Annotated in this window: 12 protein-coding genes; 8 read left to right on the plus strand and 4 right to left on the minus strand. The window is 36.7% G+C overall.

All coding sequences use genetic code 11. The annotated features are described in order from the left end of the window. Window positions 1–55 precede the first annotated feature (55 nt). Window positions 56–913, plus strand: coding sequence for a carboxypeptidase-like regulatory domain-containing protein (locus tag AB1278_RS04630; protein ID WP_429812724.1), 858 nt, complete (start codon window positions 56–58; stop codon window positions 911–913). 61 nt (window positions 914–974) lie between these two features. Here the strand turns inward: AB1278_RS04630 and AB1278_RS04635 are convergent, their stop codons facing one another. Further along, window positions 975–1,838, minus strand: coding sequence for a glycoside hydrolase family 25 protein (locus AB1278_RS04635; RefSeq protein WP_429812727.1), 864 nt, complete (start codon window positions 1,836–1,838; stop codon window positions 975–977). A gap of 66 nt (window positions 1,839–1,904) precedes the next feature. On the opposite strand from AB1278_RS04635, the gene AB1278_RS04640 reads away from it, so the two are divergent. From AB1278_RS04640 to deoC, 5 genes are all read left to right on the plus strand, one after another. Further along, entirely contained in the window at window positions 1,905–3,167 is a 1,263-nt protein-coding gene (locus AB1278_RS04640; protein ID WP_429812729.1) for an NAD(P)/FAD-dependent oxidoreductase, read from the plus strand. Next, window positions 3,164–3,835 carry a tRNA (guanosine(37)-N1)-methyltransferase TrmD gene (gene trmD, locus AB1278_RS04645; protein WP_110008092.1) on the plus strand — a complete coding sequence of 224 codons (672 nt, stop codon included), beginning with the start codon at window positions 3,164–3,166 and terminating at the stop codon, window positions 3,833–3,835. The genes AB1278_RS04640 and trmD overlap by 4 nt, the downstream gene beginning before the upstream one ends. Before the next feature lie 379 nt (window positions 3,836–4,214). Then, on the plus strand, window positions 4,215–5,150 hold the full coding sequence (locus tag AB1278_RS04650; RefSeq protein ID WP_343641472.1) for an endonuclease/exonuclease/phosphatase family protein: 936 nt from the start codon (window positions 4,215–4,217) through the stop codon (window positions 5,148–5,150). A gap of 27 nt (window positions 5,151–5,177) precedes the next feature. After that, on the plus strand, window positions 5,178–5,648 hold the full coding sequence (locus AB1278_RS04655; protein ID WP_002976659.1) for an Lrp/AsnC ligand binding domain-containing protein: 471 nt from the start codon (window positions 5,178–5,180) through the stop codon (window positions 5,646–5,648). A 4-nt stretch (window positions 5,649–5,652) separates the two neighbouring features. Then, a complete protein-coding gene (deoC, locus tag AB1278_RS04660) occupies window positions 5,653–6,396 on the plus strand; it encodes a deoxyribose-phosphate aldolase (RefSeq protein ID WP_202841286.1) in 744 nt (247 codons plus the stop codon). Window positions 6,397–6,447: 51 nt separating this feature from the next. On the opposite strand, the gene dusB is transcribed toward deoC, so the two are convergent. Then, window positions 6,448–7,443, minus strand: coding sequence for a tRNA dihydrouridine synthase DusB (dusB, locus tag AB1278_RS04665; RefSeq protein WP_110008089.1), 996 nt, complete (start codon window positions 7,441–7,443; stop codon window positions 6,448–6,450). Window positions 7,444–7,592: 149 nt separating this feature from the next. Then, complete coding sequence (locus tag AB1278_RS04670) at window positions 7,593–10,820, minus strand: hypothetical protein (RefSeq protein WP_202841285.1); 3,228 nt, start codon at window positions 10,818–10,820, stop codon at window positions 7,593–7,595. A gap of 153 nt (window positions 10,821–10,973) precedes the next feature. Between AB1278_RS04670 and AB1278_RS04675 the strand changes: the two genes are divergently transcribed. Beyond that, window positions 10,974–11,843, plus strand: coding sequence for a T9SS type A sorting domain-containing protein (locus AB1278_RS04675; RefSeq protein WP_429812733.1), 870 nt, complete (start codon window positions 10,974–10,976; stop codon window positions 11,841–11,843). A 154-nt stretch (window positions 11,844–11,997) separates the two neighbouring features. Further along, window positions 11,998–12,807: a T9SS type A sorting domain-containing protein gene (locus AB1278_RS04680; RefSeq protein ID WP_429812736.1), complete on the plus strand. Its 810-nt coding sequence runs from the start codon at window positions 11,998–12,000 to the stop codon at window positions 12,805–12,807. 60 nt (window positions 12,808–12,867) lie between these two features. Here AB1278_RS04680 and AB1278_RS04685 read toward each other — a convergent pair whose 3' ends face one another. Beyond that, on the minus strand, window positions 12,868–15,690 hold the full coding sequence (locus AB1278_RS04685) for an aminopeptidase (RefSeq protein WP_429812739.1): 2,823 nt from the start codon (window positions 15,688–15,690) through the stop codon (window positions 12,868–12,870). Between the last annotated feature and the right edge of the window lie 29 nt (window positions 15,691–15,719).

The raw sequence follows: 15,719 nt of genomic DNA on the forward strand, positions 1-15,719 counted from the left end.
AAATGTTGGGAAGCCGGCATATTGAAAATAGATATGTTTGCATCAAACTTTTAACATGAAAATATATTCTACTTTATTCTTCCTTGTGGCAGCCTCAGCCTTCCATGCGCAGGTTGTTTCCGGAACTATTGTTTCTAAAAACGAAAATCAGCCTATTCCTTATGTGAAAATCGGGATTGAGAAGAAATCGACAGGTACAATTTCAGATGAACAAGGAAAATTTTCAATTGATCTTTCCAATACAGATCCCCAACAGAAAATAAAAATAGAAGTCCCGGGATACAATCTTTATCAGGAAACAATACAGAATTTTAAAAAGTATGACCAGCAAAAAATATTTTTAACAGAGAAAACTAAAAATATTAAAGAGATTACAATTAAGCCTAAAAAGCTGGTAGATAAAAACTGGGGGGTCAATACCAAGACAAAAAGTGTTATTTATTCTGTTAACCCGGAATTTGACAAAAAGAGTTTTCTTGGAGAAACAGCTTTAGAATTCAACGCTAAGAAAAGATCAAAGCTTAAAAATATCAATCTGAATATAGCCAGCTATGTTTCTACCGAGCCGGTTTTAATGAGATATAGCATTTACAGTGAAAAAAATGGCTTCCCGGATAAAAATATCCTTGAAGAAGAGATTACCGTAGAGCTCACTGAAGATATGATTAAAGACGGAACGTATACACTGGATGTCAGCGACCGTAATATCTGGCTGCAGGGAAAATTTTTTATCGGCATACAGTTTTTAAAAGATTTTGACGGCAGGATTAAAATCAGCGCTGCATTGTTCAGAACGGGATTTATAAGGGAGTTTTATGGTGATTGGCAGAAAATGACCATTGCCGCACCAGCCATTAATATTGACGTGAAAATGGATAAAAACGGAAGCAATAATACGAATGAAAATGATTAATGTATGATGCATGATGTGTCTGACAAGCTGAACAATCAACAGGTCTATACACTTCCATTTTCTAATCCAGTGTCAGTCTTTTTAACGACCATGAACTGCCATTGTAGATATCAAGATCCACTTTTGCATTGATGCCGTGAACAATACCGTTTTCTGTGAACTGCCAGAACTCCCACTCGTCATCGGGAGAAGGTGAGGGAACATCGTTGTAATTGGCAAGCCATAAAGGGTAGCCTTCAAACTCGCCTTTCAGAAAATCTTTATAGTAATGGTAGTACGTGTAGATGATAGGCTTTTCACCATAGGCTTCCTCTACAATTTTACACCATACTTTCAGGTCTTCAACCAGTTTTTTGTTGGTTTTACGCTTTGGGATTTTTTCAATATCAAGAATCGGAGGAAGATCTCCGCTTTCAAGTTTCACGTTGTCTAAAAAATTATTGGCCTGGATCACGGGATCTTCATCGGCTCTGTAAAAGTGATAGGCACCACGGATAAGCTCATGCCTTTTGGCACTTTCCCAAAATTCATCAAAATGCTTGTCGGCACTCCGGTTTCCCATCGTTGCACGCATCACGACAAATTCCAGCGGAATCGTTTTATTTCCGATACTGAGACTATCCCATCTGATATCTTCCCGGTTCTGATAATGGGAAACATCAAAACCATAGGTTTTATCAAGGTTGCTAGCTAATATTCTCTGAATTCTTGCTGCCTCCTTTTCACTGTTATGAAGCTTTTTATGCTTAAATTTATTAAAGTACAATGCATAGTAATAACTGACGGACTGCTTTAAGTAAAGTCCTGTTCCTACTAGTGCCGTTATTAAAATTGCCAGTATGACCCATCGCCGGAAAAAATACTTCTTCCGTCTCGATTTATGGACTTGTTTGGCAGTTTTTTTGGTGTACTTTTTTGGTGTCATAAAGTTTTGCAAAACTAACTTTTTTCACTGCGAAATGCTAAAATAAAATCAGTAAATTTGTGTATTATGGAAACACGCGAAAAAATCATCATTATTGGAGGAGGATTTGCGGGGCTGCAGCTTGCAAAAACATTGAATAACAAGAACAAAAAGGTGATTGTTCTCGACCGGATGAACCACCATATGTTTCAGCCGCTTTTTTATCAGGTAGCCTCGGGAAGGATAGAACCTTCCAACATTTCTTTTCCCTTCAGAAAGATTTTTCAGCAATCCAGAAACACACAGTTCCGTATGACTGAGGTGAAAGAAATAGATCCTGCCAACCATAAAGTGATTACGGATGAAGCAGAATTTACTTATGATAAACTCATCATAGCAACGGGCTGTAAAACAAATTTTTTCGGGAACAAAGAACTGGAAGGAAAAGCTTTCGGGATGAAAAATACCCAGGAAGCCATCAGTATCAGGAATCATGTTCTGATGACCTTTGAAAAACTGATTATTGAAAAAAGCAGGAGCGATGACGGAAACTGGAATATTGTGATCGTTGGAAGCGGGCCTACCGGAGTAGAACTGGCTGGAGCTTTTGCTGAAATGAAAAAGGACATCCTTCCAAGAGATTACCCTTACATGAATTTCGACCATCTGAAGATTATTCTGGTAAGTTCCACAGAAAAACCCCTTGCTGTCATGAGCAGTGAAGCTCAGGAAAAATCTGAGAAATATCTGAAAGATCTTGGTGTTACTTTTTTGAGCGGGGAAGTGGTAACAGACTATGATGGTGACAAAGTACATCTCAGAAGCGGGAAAGAAATACCATCCAATAATGTGATCTGGGCCGCAGGAGTTACAGGAAATGTTGTAGGAGGTTTTCCGGAAGAAAAATTAGTGAGAAACAGATATATTGTAGATCGATATAATAAAATACAGGGTTACGATAATATTTATGCTATCGGAGATATTGCCTATATGGAAACACCGAAATATCCGCAGGGGCATCCCCAGGTAGCCAACGTAGCCATTAATCAGGCCAAAAATTTAGGTAAAAATCTTTTAAAGAAAAGTCAGGGAGAATGGAAAGAATACGAGTATGATGACAAAGGCTCATTAGCGACTATTGGGAAGCACAGAGCAGTGGTTGATCTGCCGTTTATAAAATTCCAGGGATTTCTGGCGTGGTATTTCTGGATGTTTCTCCATTTAATGCTAATTTTGAGCGTTCGTAATAAGCTGGCCATATTCTTCAACTGGATGTGGAGCTATATCAACAAAGATTCTTCTTTAAGATTAATTATTATACCTACTAAGAAAAACGGAACATTACAATGAGAATTGATATAATAAGCGTACTTCCGGAATTGATGGAAAGTCCTTTCAAAACTTCTATTTTGAAAAGAGCGATGGATAAAGGACTGGTAGAAGTACATTTTCACCATTTAAGAGACTGGGCAGTCAATAAGCACAGACAAATTGATGATGAGCCTTATGGAGGCGGAGCAGGAATGGTAATGATGGTTGAGCCGCTGGATAAATGTATTTCAGAGCTTAAATCTCAAAGAAACTATGATGAGGTGATCTACCTGACACCGGATGGAGTTACTTTGAATCAGAAAATTGCCAATTCACTTTCTATCAAAGAAAATCTGATCTTTCTCTGTGGGCACTACAAAGGAATAGACCAAAGAGTAAGAGACCTTCATATTACAAAAGAAATTTCAATTGGAGACTACGTCCTTACAGGAGGAGAACTCGCAGCCTGTGTTTTGGCAGACTCAATTATCAGATTGCTTCCCGGAGTTTTGAATGATGAGCAAAGCGCTTTAACAGATAGTTTTCAGGATGATCTTCTTTCACCACCCATCTATACAAGGCCTGAAAGTTATAAAGGTTTAGATGTTCCCAAAATCCTATTGAGCGGAAACTTCGGAAAGATTGAAGAATGGCGTCACGATGAAGCAGTAAGAATCACAAAAGAAAAACGTCCCGATTTACTGTAAACAAGAATTGCCAAACGAATATAATTCTTGCTTTCACTTTTATTCCATTTATTATAGGTAAATGGAATAATATTTGTTGTTATTTAAAAAAGCATGAAAAATATTAATGATAGCGATTTTAAATTGAAAATTTATTCCGATTATTCCGTGTTTTTTATATTGTCTCAATTTTGATTAATATATCGAAACTATCGAATGATTAAAAAATTAATTTATAATGGTTTATTTCGTTAGTATTTTTTACTATATTTGAATTGTTTTTTATTGGAAATTGATTTACAGTTTTGGAGGTAAATCACGAAAATTTGAAAAAAAATAATAAATTTACATCTTAAAGTAAAAAGAACATAATAAATTAAAAGTATAGAAATTAGTGTAGATGGAGCTGTTCTCTTTTTATAATGTTGAAAATTTATTTTTGCCCGATCCGAAACCTGTCCACAAATTAGATCCTACCCGGTCAGGATTAAGGAATTGGGATGAAAAGAGATATAGAAACAAGCTTTTTAAAATCTCGCACGTATTTCAGCTGATGAAGGAGGAGAATGATGTATTACCATTTTTAATAGGATTATCAGAAGTTTCCGGAAGGAAAGTCTTGGAAAATCTTGTGGAGATGGAACCCTTTAATTCAGAATATGGAATTGTACATTATAATTCCATGGATGAAAGAAAAGTGGATGTAGCCATGTTATATGATAAAAATAAAGTAGAGGTAATCGATTCAGAAACCATTACTTTCTTTTTTGAAATAGTAAATAAAAACACAGAAAATTACGACACAACCAGAGACGTACTTTTTTCAAAAGTCAGATATAAAGGGGAACTTATTAATGTCTTTATCGCGCATCTTCCCTCTAAACGCGAAAAAGATATCAATAAACCAAAAAGAACCTTTATATTGAATGAAGTCCGGGAACGGATTATGAAAATTGTAAATGCTGACAAAGAGCATGTTATCTTGTGTGGTGATTTTAACGAAAACCCGGATGATGAAAATTTAGTACAGATTCTCTATGACAATGACCGTGAGAAGGTTTTAATGAACCCTTTTCAACAATTGTTTTCTACAAGAAATTATTCTACTTTTCATTATAAATCTGGATTGCTGTATGATCAGATCATTATGTCAAGATCTTTACTTGATAATAAGACGCTGGCTTTTCAGGATGCCCATATTTTTAATTCTGAAAAAATCCGCAGCAGAACCAGAAATTTTGAAGGACGGCCTTTCCGAACTTATGCTGGTACGAGGTATTTAGGAGGATATAGCGATCACTTTCCGGTTTTTGTAAAATTTAAAAATTTACATTAAAAAACATAAATAATAAAAAAGTAGAAAATGAAAAATTCGAGCAACACAAGCTATCATTTAGATTCTATTGACAAAGAAATCATCTACATGTTGATGGACAATGCTAAAACTTCTTTAGCCCACATTTCAAAAAATGTCGGAATTTCCACCACTGCAGTGCATCAAAGAATCAAAAAACTCGAACATGCAGGAGTTATTGAAAATTCAATATCATTTCTTAATCCTAAGAAAATTGGATACAAAGTAATTTCCTACATTGGTGTATTTTTAGATCAGCCAAGCCATTATCCTGAGGTGGTAAAGTCTTTGCATGATATCAACGAAGTAGTGGAAGCCCACTATACGACAGGAAACTATACTATTTTTCTGAAGGTTCTTTGTAAAGACAATGATCACTTAATGCAGATCCTTAGCAAGCTTCAAAAGCTGAAGGGTGTAACCAGAACAGAAACTTTTATATCTTTGGAACAAGGTATTTACAGACAATTGAAAGTATAACGACATGAACATAGCCCAATATTTGGATTCAACTTACCTGAAAACCCCAGAACAATCAGGTATTTCCCACGAAGAAACACTTCAAAAAGATAAAGAACTTGCTCAGGAAGCAATAGATAATGGTATTTTTGCCGTGATGATTCGTCCGGATTATGTATCGGAGGTGAAGAAATATATTCAGGAAAGAAATTCAAATGTTGTAGTAGGAACTGTAATAGGTTTCCACGAAGGAACGTATTCTATTGATGAAAAGCTTGCAGAAGCTTCAAAAGCAATAGAAGAAGGAGCAGATGAACTGGATTTTGTTATTAATTATACCGCTTATCTACAGGGAAATATAGAACTGGTAAGAGAAGAATTTGTAAAATGTACCCAATTATCACTTGAGCATCATAAAATTGCAAAATGGATTATTGAAATTGCAGCCTTAACGGATGCACAAATTGCAGATCTTACCAAAAAGATTTCTACCTGGGCAGAAGAAAATTTCTCTGAAAATGAATTGTCGAAAATTTTTGTCAAATCATCAACAGGATTTTATAAAACTGCCGAAGGAAAACCTAACGGAGCAACCTTTGAAGGAATAACAATTATGCTGAGCAATGCCGGCAAACTTCCCGTAAAAGCAGCAGGAGGAGTAAGAACTCCCGAAGATGCTGAGAAAATGATCAAAATGGGAGTTAAAAGAATTGGAACTTCTTCAGCTCTGGGATTAATTAAAAACGAATCTTCATCAGAAGGATATTAATATCAGATTCTCAATATAAAAAAACCATCAGTTTTGCTGATGGTTTTTATTTTATAGCTGTGCCTGATATTCTTCATAGAACTGTTGGGTTTCTTTGATCAGGCTGTCCATTTCTTCCATAGTGAAAACTTCCAGGAATTTTTTTCTGAACTCCTTGAAATGAGGAATTCCTCTGAAATAGTTGCTGTAATGCTGTCTCATTTCAACCAGGCCTAGCCTTTCTCCTTTCCATTCAGCACTCCATTCTGCGTGCTGACGTACCGCCAGTAAACGGTCTGAAATGGTTGGCTCAGGTAAATGCTCTCCTGTTTTAAAGAAATGCTTGATCTCATTAAAAATCCATGGATATCCAATAGCAGCACGCCCGATCATAATACCGTCACAGGCATACTTTTGCTTATATTCTAATGCTTTTTCCGCAGAATCTATATCACCATTTCCAAAAATCGGGATCTCAATATTTGGATTTTGTTTAATTCTTGAAATATGTTCCCAGTCTGCTTCACCCTTATACATTTGAGCACGGGTTCTTGCATGTATCGTAAGGGCTTTAATTCCTGTTTCCTGAAGGCGTTCTGCTACTTCATCAATATTAATGCTGGTACTGTCCCATCCTAAACGGGTTTTTACAGTAACTGGAAGATGGGTAGAGCTTACAACAGCTTTTGTAAGACGTACCATAAGGTCGATATCTTTCAAAACCCCAGCACCTGCTCCCTTGCAGACAACTTTTTTTACCGGACATCCGAAATTAATGTCTACCAGATCCGGATTTACCGTTTCAACAATTCTTGCAGACATGGCCATAGCTTCTTCGTCACCACCAAAAATCTGTATCCCAACGGGTCTTTCATAATCGAAAATATCCAGCTTTTTACGACTCTTGATAGCGTCACGAATCAACCCTTCGGAAGAAATAAATTCCGAATACATTAAATCTGCACCATGCATTTTACACAAACGTCTGAACGGAGGATCACTTACGTCTTCCATCGGAGCCAGCAAAAGCGGAAATTCCGGCAGTTCTATGTTGCCTATTTTTATCATGGTGCAAATTTACAAAATTCTGAACATTCATAAATATGATATTATCTATCAGCATAAATGATTGTTTTGTTTGGAAATTGGAGGATAGAAAAAGACTTTAAATAGTGAATATAAGAGTTGATTGACTGCTCACTTCCAGTTGTCCATAGTTAGAAGCTTGCTTTTACCTGCATACTTCCGATATGAATGGTACGGTCGCCTGAATTTCTTCCTTCGTAATTAAGGTTCAGCTGGATGAATGAGTTGATAGCCTGTTGGATAAATACACTCCACACCTGGTTTTTTCCGGGTTTAAGCCCATCCAGCATCTGGTTTCCTACAATACTGAAATTGTTTCCTGTAAAATCGTTATTGATAAATGAGAAGTTTCCACGGATAGACGTTTTTCTTCGCTCCCACTGGATGGTTCCTGTAACATCAAAAGCCTTAAGAAGTTCTTCGCCATCCAATCTTTGTTTCTGACGGAAAGCAGAAGATAATTCAGCCTGAATAGCATCGGTGAATTTATACGTTGCTTTAGGCTTGGTTTCAAAATTATTCAGACGATAATCTCTTGTTTTAAATAACTGTGAAGAGTTTTGGATATCATGAACCGAGTTTTCCCAATCCACTCTGAATTCTTTATTGAACCAATATCCTATGTTCAGAAAATGAGAAGTCTGCTCACGTTCTTCATTACTGAAATTGGCATTGATGAGATTGTCATTGGTGATGAACCGGTAATTTCCGTTCCAGCCTGATTTATCGGTTGGATTAAACTGTACGGAAGCCAGAATATTCTGATTTTTAAGAATCTGGTCACTGTTCTTTTCAAAAGGATTCAGCACAAGTACCTTTTCCTTTTTGTAGAATGAGTTTTGAGAATTTAATGAAATATTGAAATTCCAACGTTTTAAAAATCCATTCTCAGAGTTGAAAACAATGGCCGGATTGACAAACAAAGCCAATTGCAATTTATTTTTATTGGAAGGAATATAGCGTACAGAATTTGTATAGACACGGATGTATTGGGCCAGATCGGAATATTCGGCAATTTCAAATTCATCCAGCTGCTGAACGCCGTCTCCGTTATAATCCGTCCATTTATAAACACCTTGTCCGTCTGTTACTTTGATGTACTGGAATTCCCTCTGGGCTTCCTGCCCGTTCCCCAGCTCATAGAAAGCCTGAAGACGCATCCCGTTTCTGAATAGCTGCTGGTTGTATAAGATGTTTCCAACAACGAAATCATTATTACGGGTTACTTCACCTTCCGCCCCTGCGTAGAAGAATTTTCGGTAATGAATTAGAGCATTTAAACTGGTTCTTTCGGTTTTGATAATCTGACTTTCAGCCATGATCCCCAGAATATTGTTCATATTCTGAAGCCTGTTATCACGTACAGAGTCGTTATCCCTCATATATACTTTTGCCAATAATTTGGTTCTTGTGCTGTCACCGATTTTCTTTTGTAAAAAGATTTCTTTCCAGCTGAAACTCGTGACATCCATAAGCTGGGTATCGTTGTACTTCTTCTCATTATGTTCCATACTTCCACCAATGGCCCAGCTTCCTTTTTTACCGGTAAACTCTGTTGAAACTCCACCACGGATGAATTTTGTATCCTGAAGAGTAGCATTGGTGCTCAGATAAGATAAGTTACCTTTAGTAAAGAATTTTCCCGTTAGCCAGCCAAAGTCAAGGTCGTTTTTAATCCCTTTGTAAGAATCCTGTTCATCCAGATAATTGATGCGGTAATTCAACGTAGACTTATTATTCCATTTATTCAGGAAACTGAAGATAAATCTGTTTTGGGTCTTTTTATTGAATTCCTGGGTAAGGTTGAAATCTCTGGAGAATTCTACATCGTTGATACGGTCAAGGATATGAAACTGTCTGTCTATATATTGATATTCAAAGCTTGGCGTTCCTTTCCATGTGTTTTTTGTAAAGCTCTTATTTCCAAAAATACGCCATGCATAGCCGATATTCTGATCAGAATCTTTTGATGAAAATAAATTGACATCATAATTACTCAAAGAAATATCTGCACCTATTTTTCCCTCATTTAAAAGGTACTCAGAGTTCAGAGAGTATACCTGGGATTTCTGAGGAGAAGGAAGTTTTCTTACCGCTCTGTAATCTCCGCCATTTGGGCCTACATATTCAAAAACACGCCCGTTGTTGGTGGTCTGTGCAATTTTATAATCTCCCTGATTAGCTCCGAAATAAGTAAAAGAAACCTGATAAAGTGTTAAACTCGAATCCGTAGAATATTCATAGAAATTACCTGCGGGACTTAGTTTGTATAAAATTTTATTGACATCATATTCGGTTACAACTCCTGAAGGGGCATACATCAGATCAGGATTATTTCCAGCATCAGCCAGAATCTGCTCATCTTCTTTAGACAGATTTAAAGAAAGAGGTGCGTTCTTATTGTCATTTTCCATGAACCAGTTGAATCCCACCTTGAATTTTTCTCTCTGATGCTCAAGCTTTCCTGTAAACAGATACCTTGAATAATTCCTGTTGGCATAGTTATAAGAAATCGTGATGAAATTCTGTTGGAAAATAGGACGGAAACTGGTAAAGGTAACTTCACCGGTGTTGTAATTGATGATATAATCCTGGTTTTCACCGCGCTTCATTAAAATTCCATCAATAAAGACCTGTTCAGAACCGGAGATCAGTGTAATAAACTGTTCACCGTTCTTACCTGTCAGACGGTAAGGTCCCTGGTTACCTTCAACCCCCTGAAAACGGATTCTGTGGAATTCACTTCGTGCAACCCCTGCAGAGATATCTAGGAATGTCTTGTTTTCCTTCCCGAATTCTGTCTGGAATTGAAGTCCCATACTTCTCCTCTGGTATTTGGCAAAATAATTTTTAGCTTCCACAAGGTCAAGATGCCCTGCTCTGAGGATAGATTTATCCTTGATATTAAGCTGCATATAGATTTTGTCAAACTCCTCCAAAGTCTGGGTATAACCATCAGCCTGAATCGGCAGGTTATGATCTGAAATACTTGCTAAAATAGTAACATCTTTGGATAACCGCCCAGATATCTGAAGATCCATGGAACTTTGTACAGACTGCCCCTGGTTGTTACCAAAAGTAATCCCACGGATAATAGATCCTTTTGAGTTAAGCTCTCCTAAAAATCTCTTTTTATCATTTTTTGCCAGTACGGCTTCATCAATAATGATCTTATTGTGCGTTCTTATAAAATCCAGAGTGTCCTTTGCAAAGATGTCCTGCTCCAGCTTTGCCGCAAGAATACTGTCCCTTTTTATGCTGTCTTCAGGCACGTTGGGATTTTTCCATGAAAATACCTGAGCATTTCCTGAAAATATGCCTACGAAGAACAAAACGAATAGAATGACAAAATTCCGCAACTTTTAAAAATAATTCGTAAAAATAATTAAAAAATGTTAACATTAAGAGGTCAACTATTATTAACAAAAACTTAACCTCTTTATTGTCCCTGAAAAAAAAATAGAATGTAGTTTTGTTAGAGAAAGAAAATTATTAACAACAAAAAATAAATCATGAAAAAACTTTATTCTCTTTTTGCAACAGTTGCACTGAGCGCAGTGGTTTTTGCGCAAACAACTTACCTTTGGGATGGTAGTTCTGTAAATCCTATTTCCGGTACCAATGCTACTATTTCAAATGTGGCTTTTGCAGCAACTCAGGGAAATAATAATGGTACTACCAATTTAATAACTGCTTCATCTGTATCTACAGGATATGCAGGAGCAAGCGGATCCAGTAATTTTGGTGCTGCTGCTTTTAAAGAACCACTTTCAACTGCAACAAGCACCTATTTTAGTGTTACTGTTACTCCTGTTGCTGGTAACAAAGTAACTTTGAATTCTCTAAATTTCGGGTCGAGAGGGACATCTACCGGTCCCGGAAAGATTACCGTATATTCAAGCATCGATAATTATGCAGCAGCGATAGGAACTGTAAACGTTAACAATAACAGTACATGGACCTTGAATAATATTATTTTTTCAGGGAGTAATTTAGTAGGTGCAGAATCAGCTCCGGTTACACTAAGAATCTATGGAAGCGACAGCCCTGGTACAGGAACTCCATCTTTGGGTACTGCCAATTGGAGAATAGATGATATTTCTTTAACGGTTACTGCATCTAACGCCACTTTAGCTGTTATCGATTCTAAAAACATAAAGTCAGGAAACTTTGTAAAGAACTCTTTTGTTAAAAATAATGAAATTGTTTTCGGATCTGATGTAAAAGATGTGAAGATTTTCAATAGCTTCGGACAGCTTGTAAAAGAAGCTTCTGTAAGACAAAATGAAACGGTAAGCGTTGCTGAATTAGCAAAAGGAAACTATATCGTTACGGGTACAGTAAACAACCAGCCGGTTTCTCAGAAAGTTCTTAAAGACTAATCCCTTTTCAATAAAAATATAAACAGCTGCTTCAATGAAGCGGCTGTTTTTGTGATTATTTCCTGATGTTTAGCTTTTTGTATCTTATATATTTCATAATTTGGTGGTATTATTTTTGATGTTTTATGATCAATCCATTTCTAAAATTAATACGATGAAAAAAATCTTTACTCTTGCTGGACTTACATTATTAACTTCTTTTTCAAATGCTCAGATTGTGATCAATGAGATCTATGGCGGGAATGCCAATTCAGGAGCTGTATTAAAGAATAATTATATCGTCCTTAAAAATATCGGAACTACTTTGGTTTCTTTGACGGGAGCAAGTATTCAATATGCTCCGGCGATAGGAGCTTTTACAGAATATCATACGCTTCCGGATTTGACATTAGGACCTGAAGAAACCTATTTGATTCAGGAATCAGCGATTGAAGGTGGTGTCGAAAATCTGCCAACACCGGATTTTATTGCAACAACAATCGTAAATTTTGATGGGACTCCCAATAAATCTTCCGGATTAAAAATTTCCAACGTATCAGGAAAAGTTGCATTAGCGGGAAATATAGTGCAGGTCACAGGACCTTCTGCATCCAATGTCCTGGATTTTGTAGGGTACGGATCCAATGCAGATCAGTTTAAAGGAGACGGGCCGGCTCCATCTCCCACTACAACCACGGCTATCAGAAGAAATTTAGCAGGAAGTAATGATAATATGGCAGACTTTTCCCTAGAAGGCAGCGTGAAGTCAGGCTTTGTACAGAATCCATTTATAAAAGACAGTAAAGTAGTGTTCGGAACTGAGGTGAAAGATGTGAAAGTTTATGATACATTCAGACAGGTCGTTAAAAAATCACCTACTAAGCTGGCCTCAACTCTTGATATTGCAGAGCTTCCAAAAGGAACTTATATTGTGACGGGAACCATTAACAATATTCCGATCTCACAGAAAATAATAAAAGATTAGTTTTAAATAAGAAAGGACAACCGATAACAGGTTGTCCTTATTTTTTTATTTTTCAGAATCTTAATACCAACCTCTTCTAGCTGCATTAATAATGGATCCGAGATTAAGAATTAAAGTGTATCTGATACGCTTCCCATAATCTTTGAATGAAGGTTCAAATCCTAAAGACGACTGTATCGGGAAATACACTTCCAGAAAATCAGGGATGATTCTTACTTTAACTCCGGTGTCCCAGATGAATTTGGCGGGAAGATCTTTGTTTTTATACACTCCCGCATCCGCATATACATGGAAGATTTTCCATACACTTGAATCCACGTTGGCAGAAGTGATCCATTGATTGACTGTTCCCGGAAGAAAAGATTTAAAACCACCATCAGCTAATATAAACTGCTGGGAAAGAAGCCCGCTGCTGGCACTTTCTCCCAAAAGCGTATAAGAGAATGAATAGTTGGAAACCCTGGAAATTCCATAGTCGAAGAGGTTATTTCTGGTGTTGTTTCTTAAGAAATATCCGGCAAATAAACGTAAGCTCAGCTTTTGTTTTGGAGCAAATTCCCATCTGTAAAAGCCTTCAGCCGTTATTTTATTGAAATCTTCCATTCCCTGGGTGCTCAGGCTGAAACTTTTTTCATGGATCATCTGGCTGTCACTATAACCATATCCGATACTCCAGAGGTTATATTTGCTGTAATCATTATTGGCGATCATCTTAGGACTCAGATCCCTTTCAAAATAATTATAGGATACGCCGAGACTTCTGCTAACGGTACTTCTCGGGTTTTTTCTGAAGTTAATAGAAGAAGATATAGAAGTCTTTCTGTAGGCAAGATCATAATCATAATGAAAATAAGAACCGGAAACCCCGAATGTAAGACTTCTGATAATGCTTTCTGCAGGCAGAATAGAATAGGAGACAGCTCCTGAACCGGTCAGTTTACCTGTTCCGGTACTATAGGTTGGAGTCACCGAATACAGGAACTTCTGGTCAAAGAAAGATTGATTTTTAAAATTGGCTCCCAGAAGAAATTTATCATACGTATTGTTGAAACGCACCCTTGGGCTGATGTAAATTTCATTGTATTCCGGGTTGGGAATATCTTTTATTAGTTTAAGTTTAATTTTTTTTGCATTGGAAAATAAACCTTTCGCATACAGGAAGTTGTCTCTGTAATTGGATTCAGGAAATATATAGCCACTGTTTAAGGTGGTTTTGTAAATATTCTCTGATGCAGGAAGCGACAGGCTGGTAGTACGTTCATTTTCCTCCGTGTCTATCCAATACGCTTTCTTTTCTCCTTCTCTGGTTTCTGTTTCCAGCTTTACAGGAATAGAAATATCTGTATTTCTTACAATTTTTATTTGCAGGGAGTCATTATCTTTTCTAATGTTTTTTAATTTAAAATCAACCCTGTTCTTTTGTTTGAAAAAGTTGGACAGATAGGCTGTTGATGTATTGTTTTCAGAAAGAGATGACAGGAATTCTTCAGGATTAATTTTTTTTCCGGAATTTTTAGAAATATAATTTTTTACAATCCCATCGAATTGTTCATATCCCATTTTGTCTGCCGAGTAGTTGAAAAGGCTTCCTGTTTCAAAGCTGCTGATGGCCATATCATTGAAATTACTCAGAACAGGGAAATGTTCATCGATTTTCTGATCAAGGTTCTGCAGCATAATATACTGATAGGAAAGTCCGTAGCGGTCCAGAAGTTTTACTTTGGAGGCGTGGAATAACTTTAATGGTTTAAGTCCAAAGATTCTGGTCTCTGGAAGTGTCCCTAGAAGTTTCGTATCAGCGTAGAATTTTTTGAGGTACTGAATTTCAAGATAAGATTTTAAACCATTTTTAAACCAATGGTCTTTTTCTTTATCTGCAATAACGCCTTCGTCAAGTATTTTCTTGGCAATGATCCCGAAATAATCCATATCGGTTTTTTCGGTCTCGGTAAACAGGCGGAATCTGAATTTCCAGAAAGTAATATCATTATTCCCGAAAAAGTCTTCTTTGGCTCTGAATTTATCTGAGATAAAAATACTTTTCGGAAGATATCCGATGCGTTCCTTTATAAATTTTAATTGTAAAGGAAGATAAAACTCCAGGTTTTGTTTTTCATCCGGTTTCAGATTATATCCAAATTTGATTTCGATTTCCTCTCCGTCAACATTGGTTTTTATGGATTGAAATGCTGTCGGAGAAATTAAAAACTCAGGATCCGAATCGAGATAGCCCTTAAATGAGTTCATCTGAACCTGAGGAAGGTTACCTTCAACAAAACTGTTCACAGGGATATCAAAATTGACGGTCCAGAAAGTATTAAAGCTTACCTGTTCCTCAATATCGTGATAATTTCTTCTGAAAATATTGTCCGGATCAAAATGATCCGGAACAATAAAGAAATATTTTAATACAGTATTCTGAACGGATGTTCCGTATCCCGTAAAAGTTTTATCGGGAAGCTGCATCCTGTATTGCAACTGTAGAGTGACGCTTTCGCCGGGTTTTAATATATTTTTCAGAGGAATAAAAAGATTTTCATCTGAGAGGGTATTGACAGGAAGGACTTCATTTTCAGAATTTTTAATGTTCAGTTCCAGAAGTTTTCCCAATTGGTCTTTTTTTGCAAAATGCAAATCATTATTCCGGTCTTCCAGTTTTCTGTAGACTAAAGAAGTTCCCCGTTTATTGTACGCGGCAACCCAATTCAGGAGTTTTACGGTCTGCAGGTCTTTCCCGGATTGATTATAATAAACAATTTCCTGGCGGACCTCAAGGTTTTTTTTGTCAGGAGACAGTTTTGTTTCAATGTATATACTGTCTGTCTGTGCAGAAACCTGTACAACTCCCCATAACAAAATAAGGCAAATGCTGATCTTTTTCAAATATTCGTGATAAAGCCCAAATATAACTT

This window comes from Chryseobacterium sp. NRRL B-14798 (assembly GCF_050470705.1).
GTDB lineage: Bacteria > Bacteroidota > Bacteroidia > Flavobacteriales > Weeksellaceae > Chryseobacterium > Chryseobacterium cupriresistens.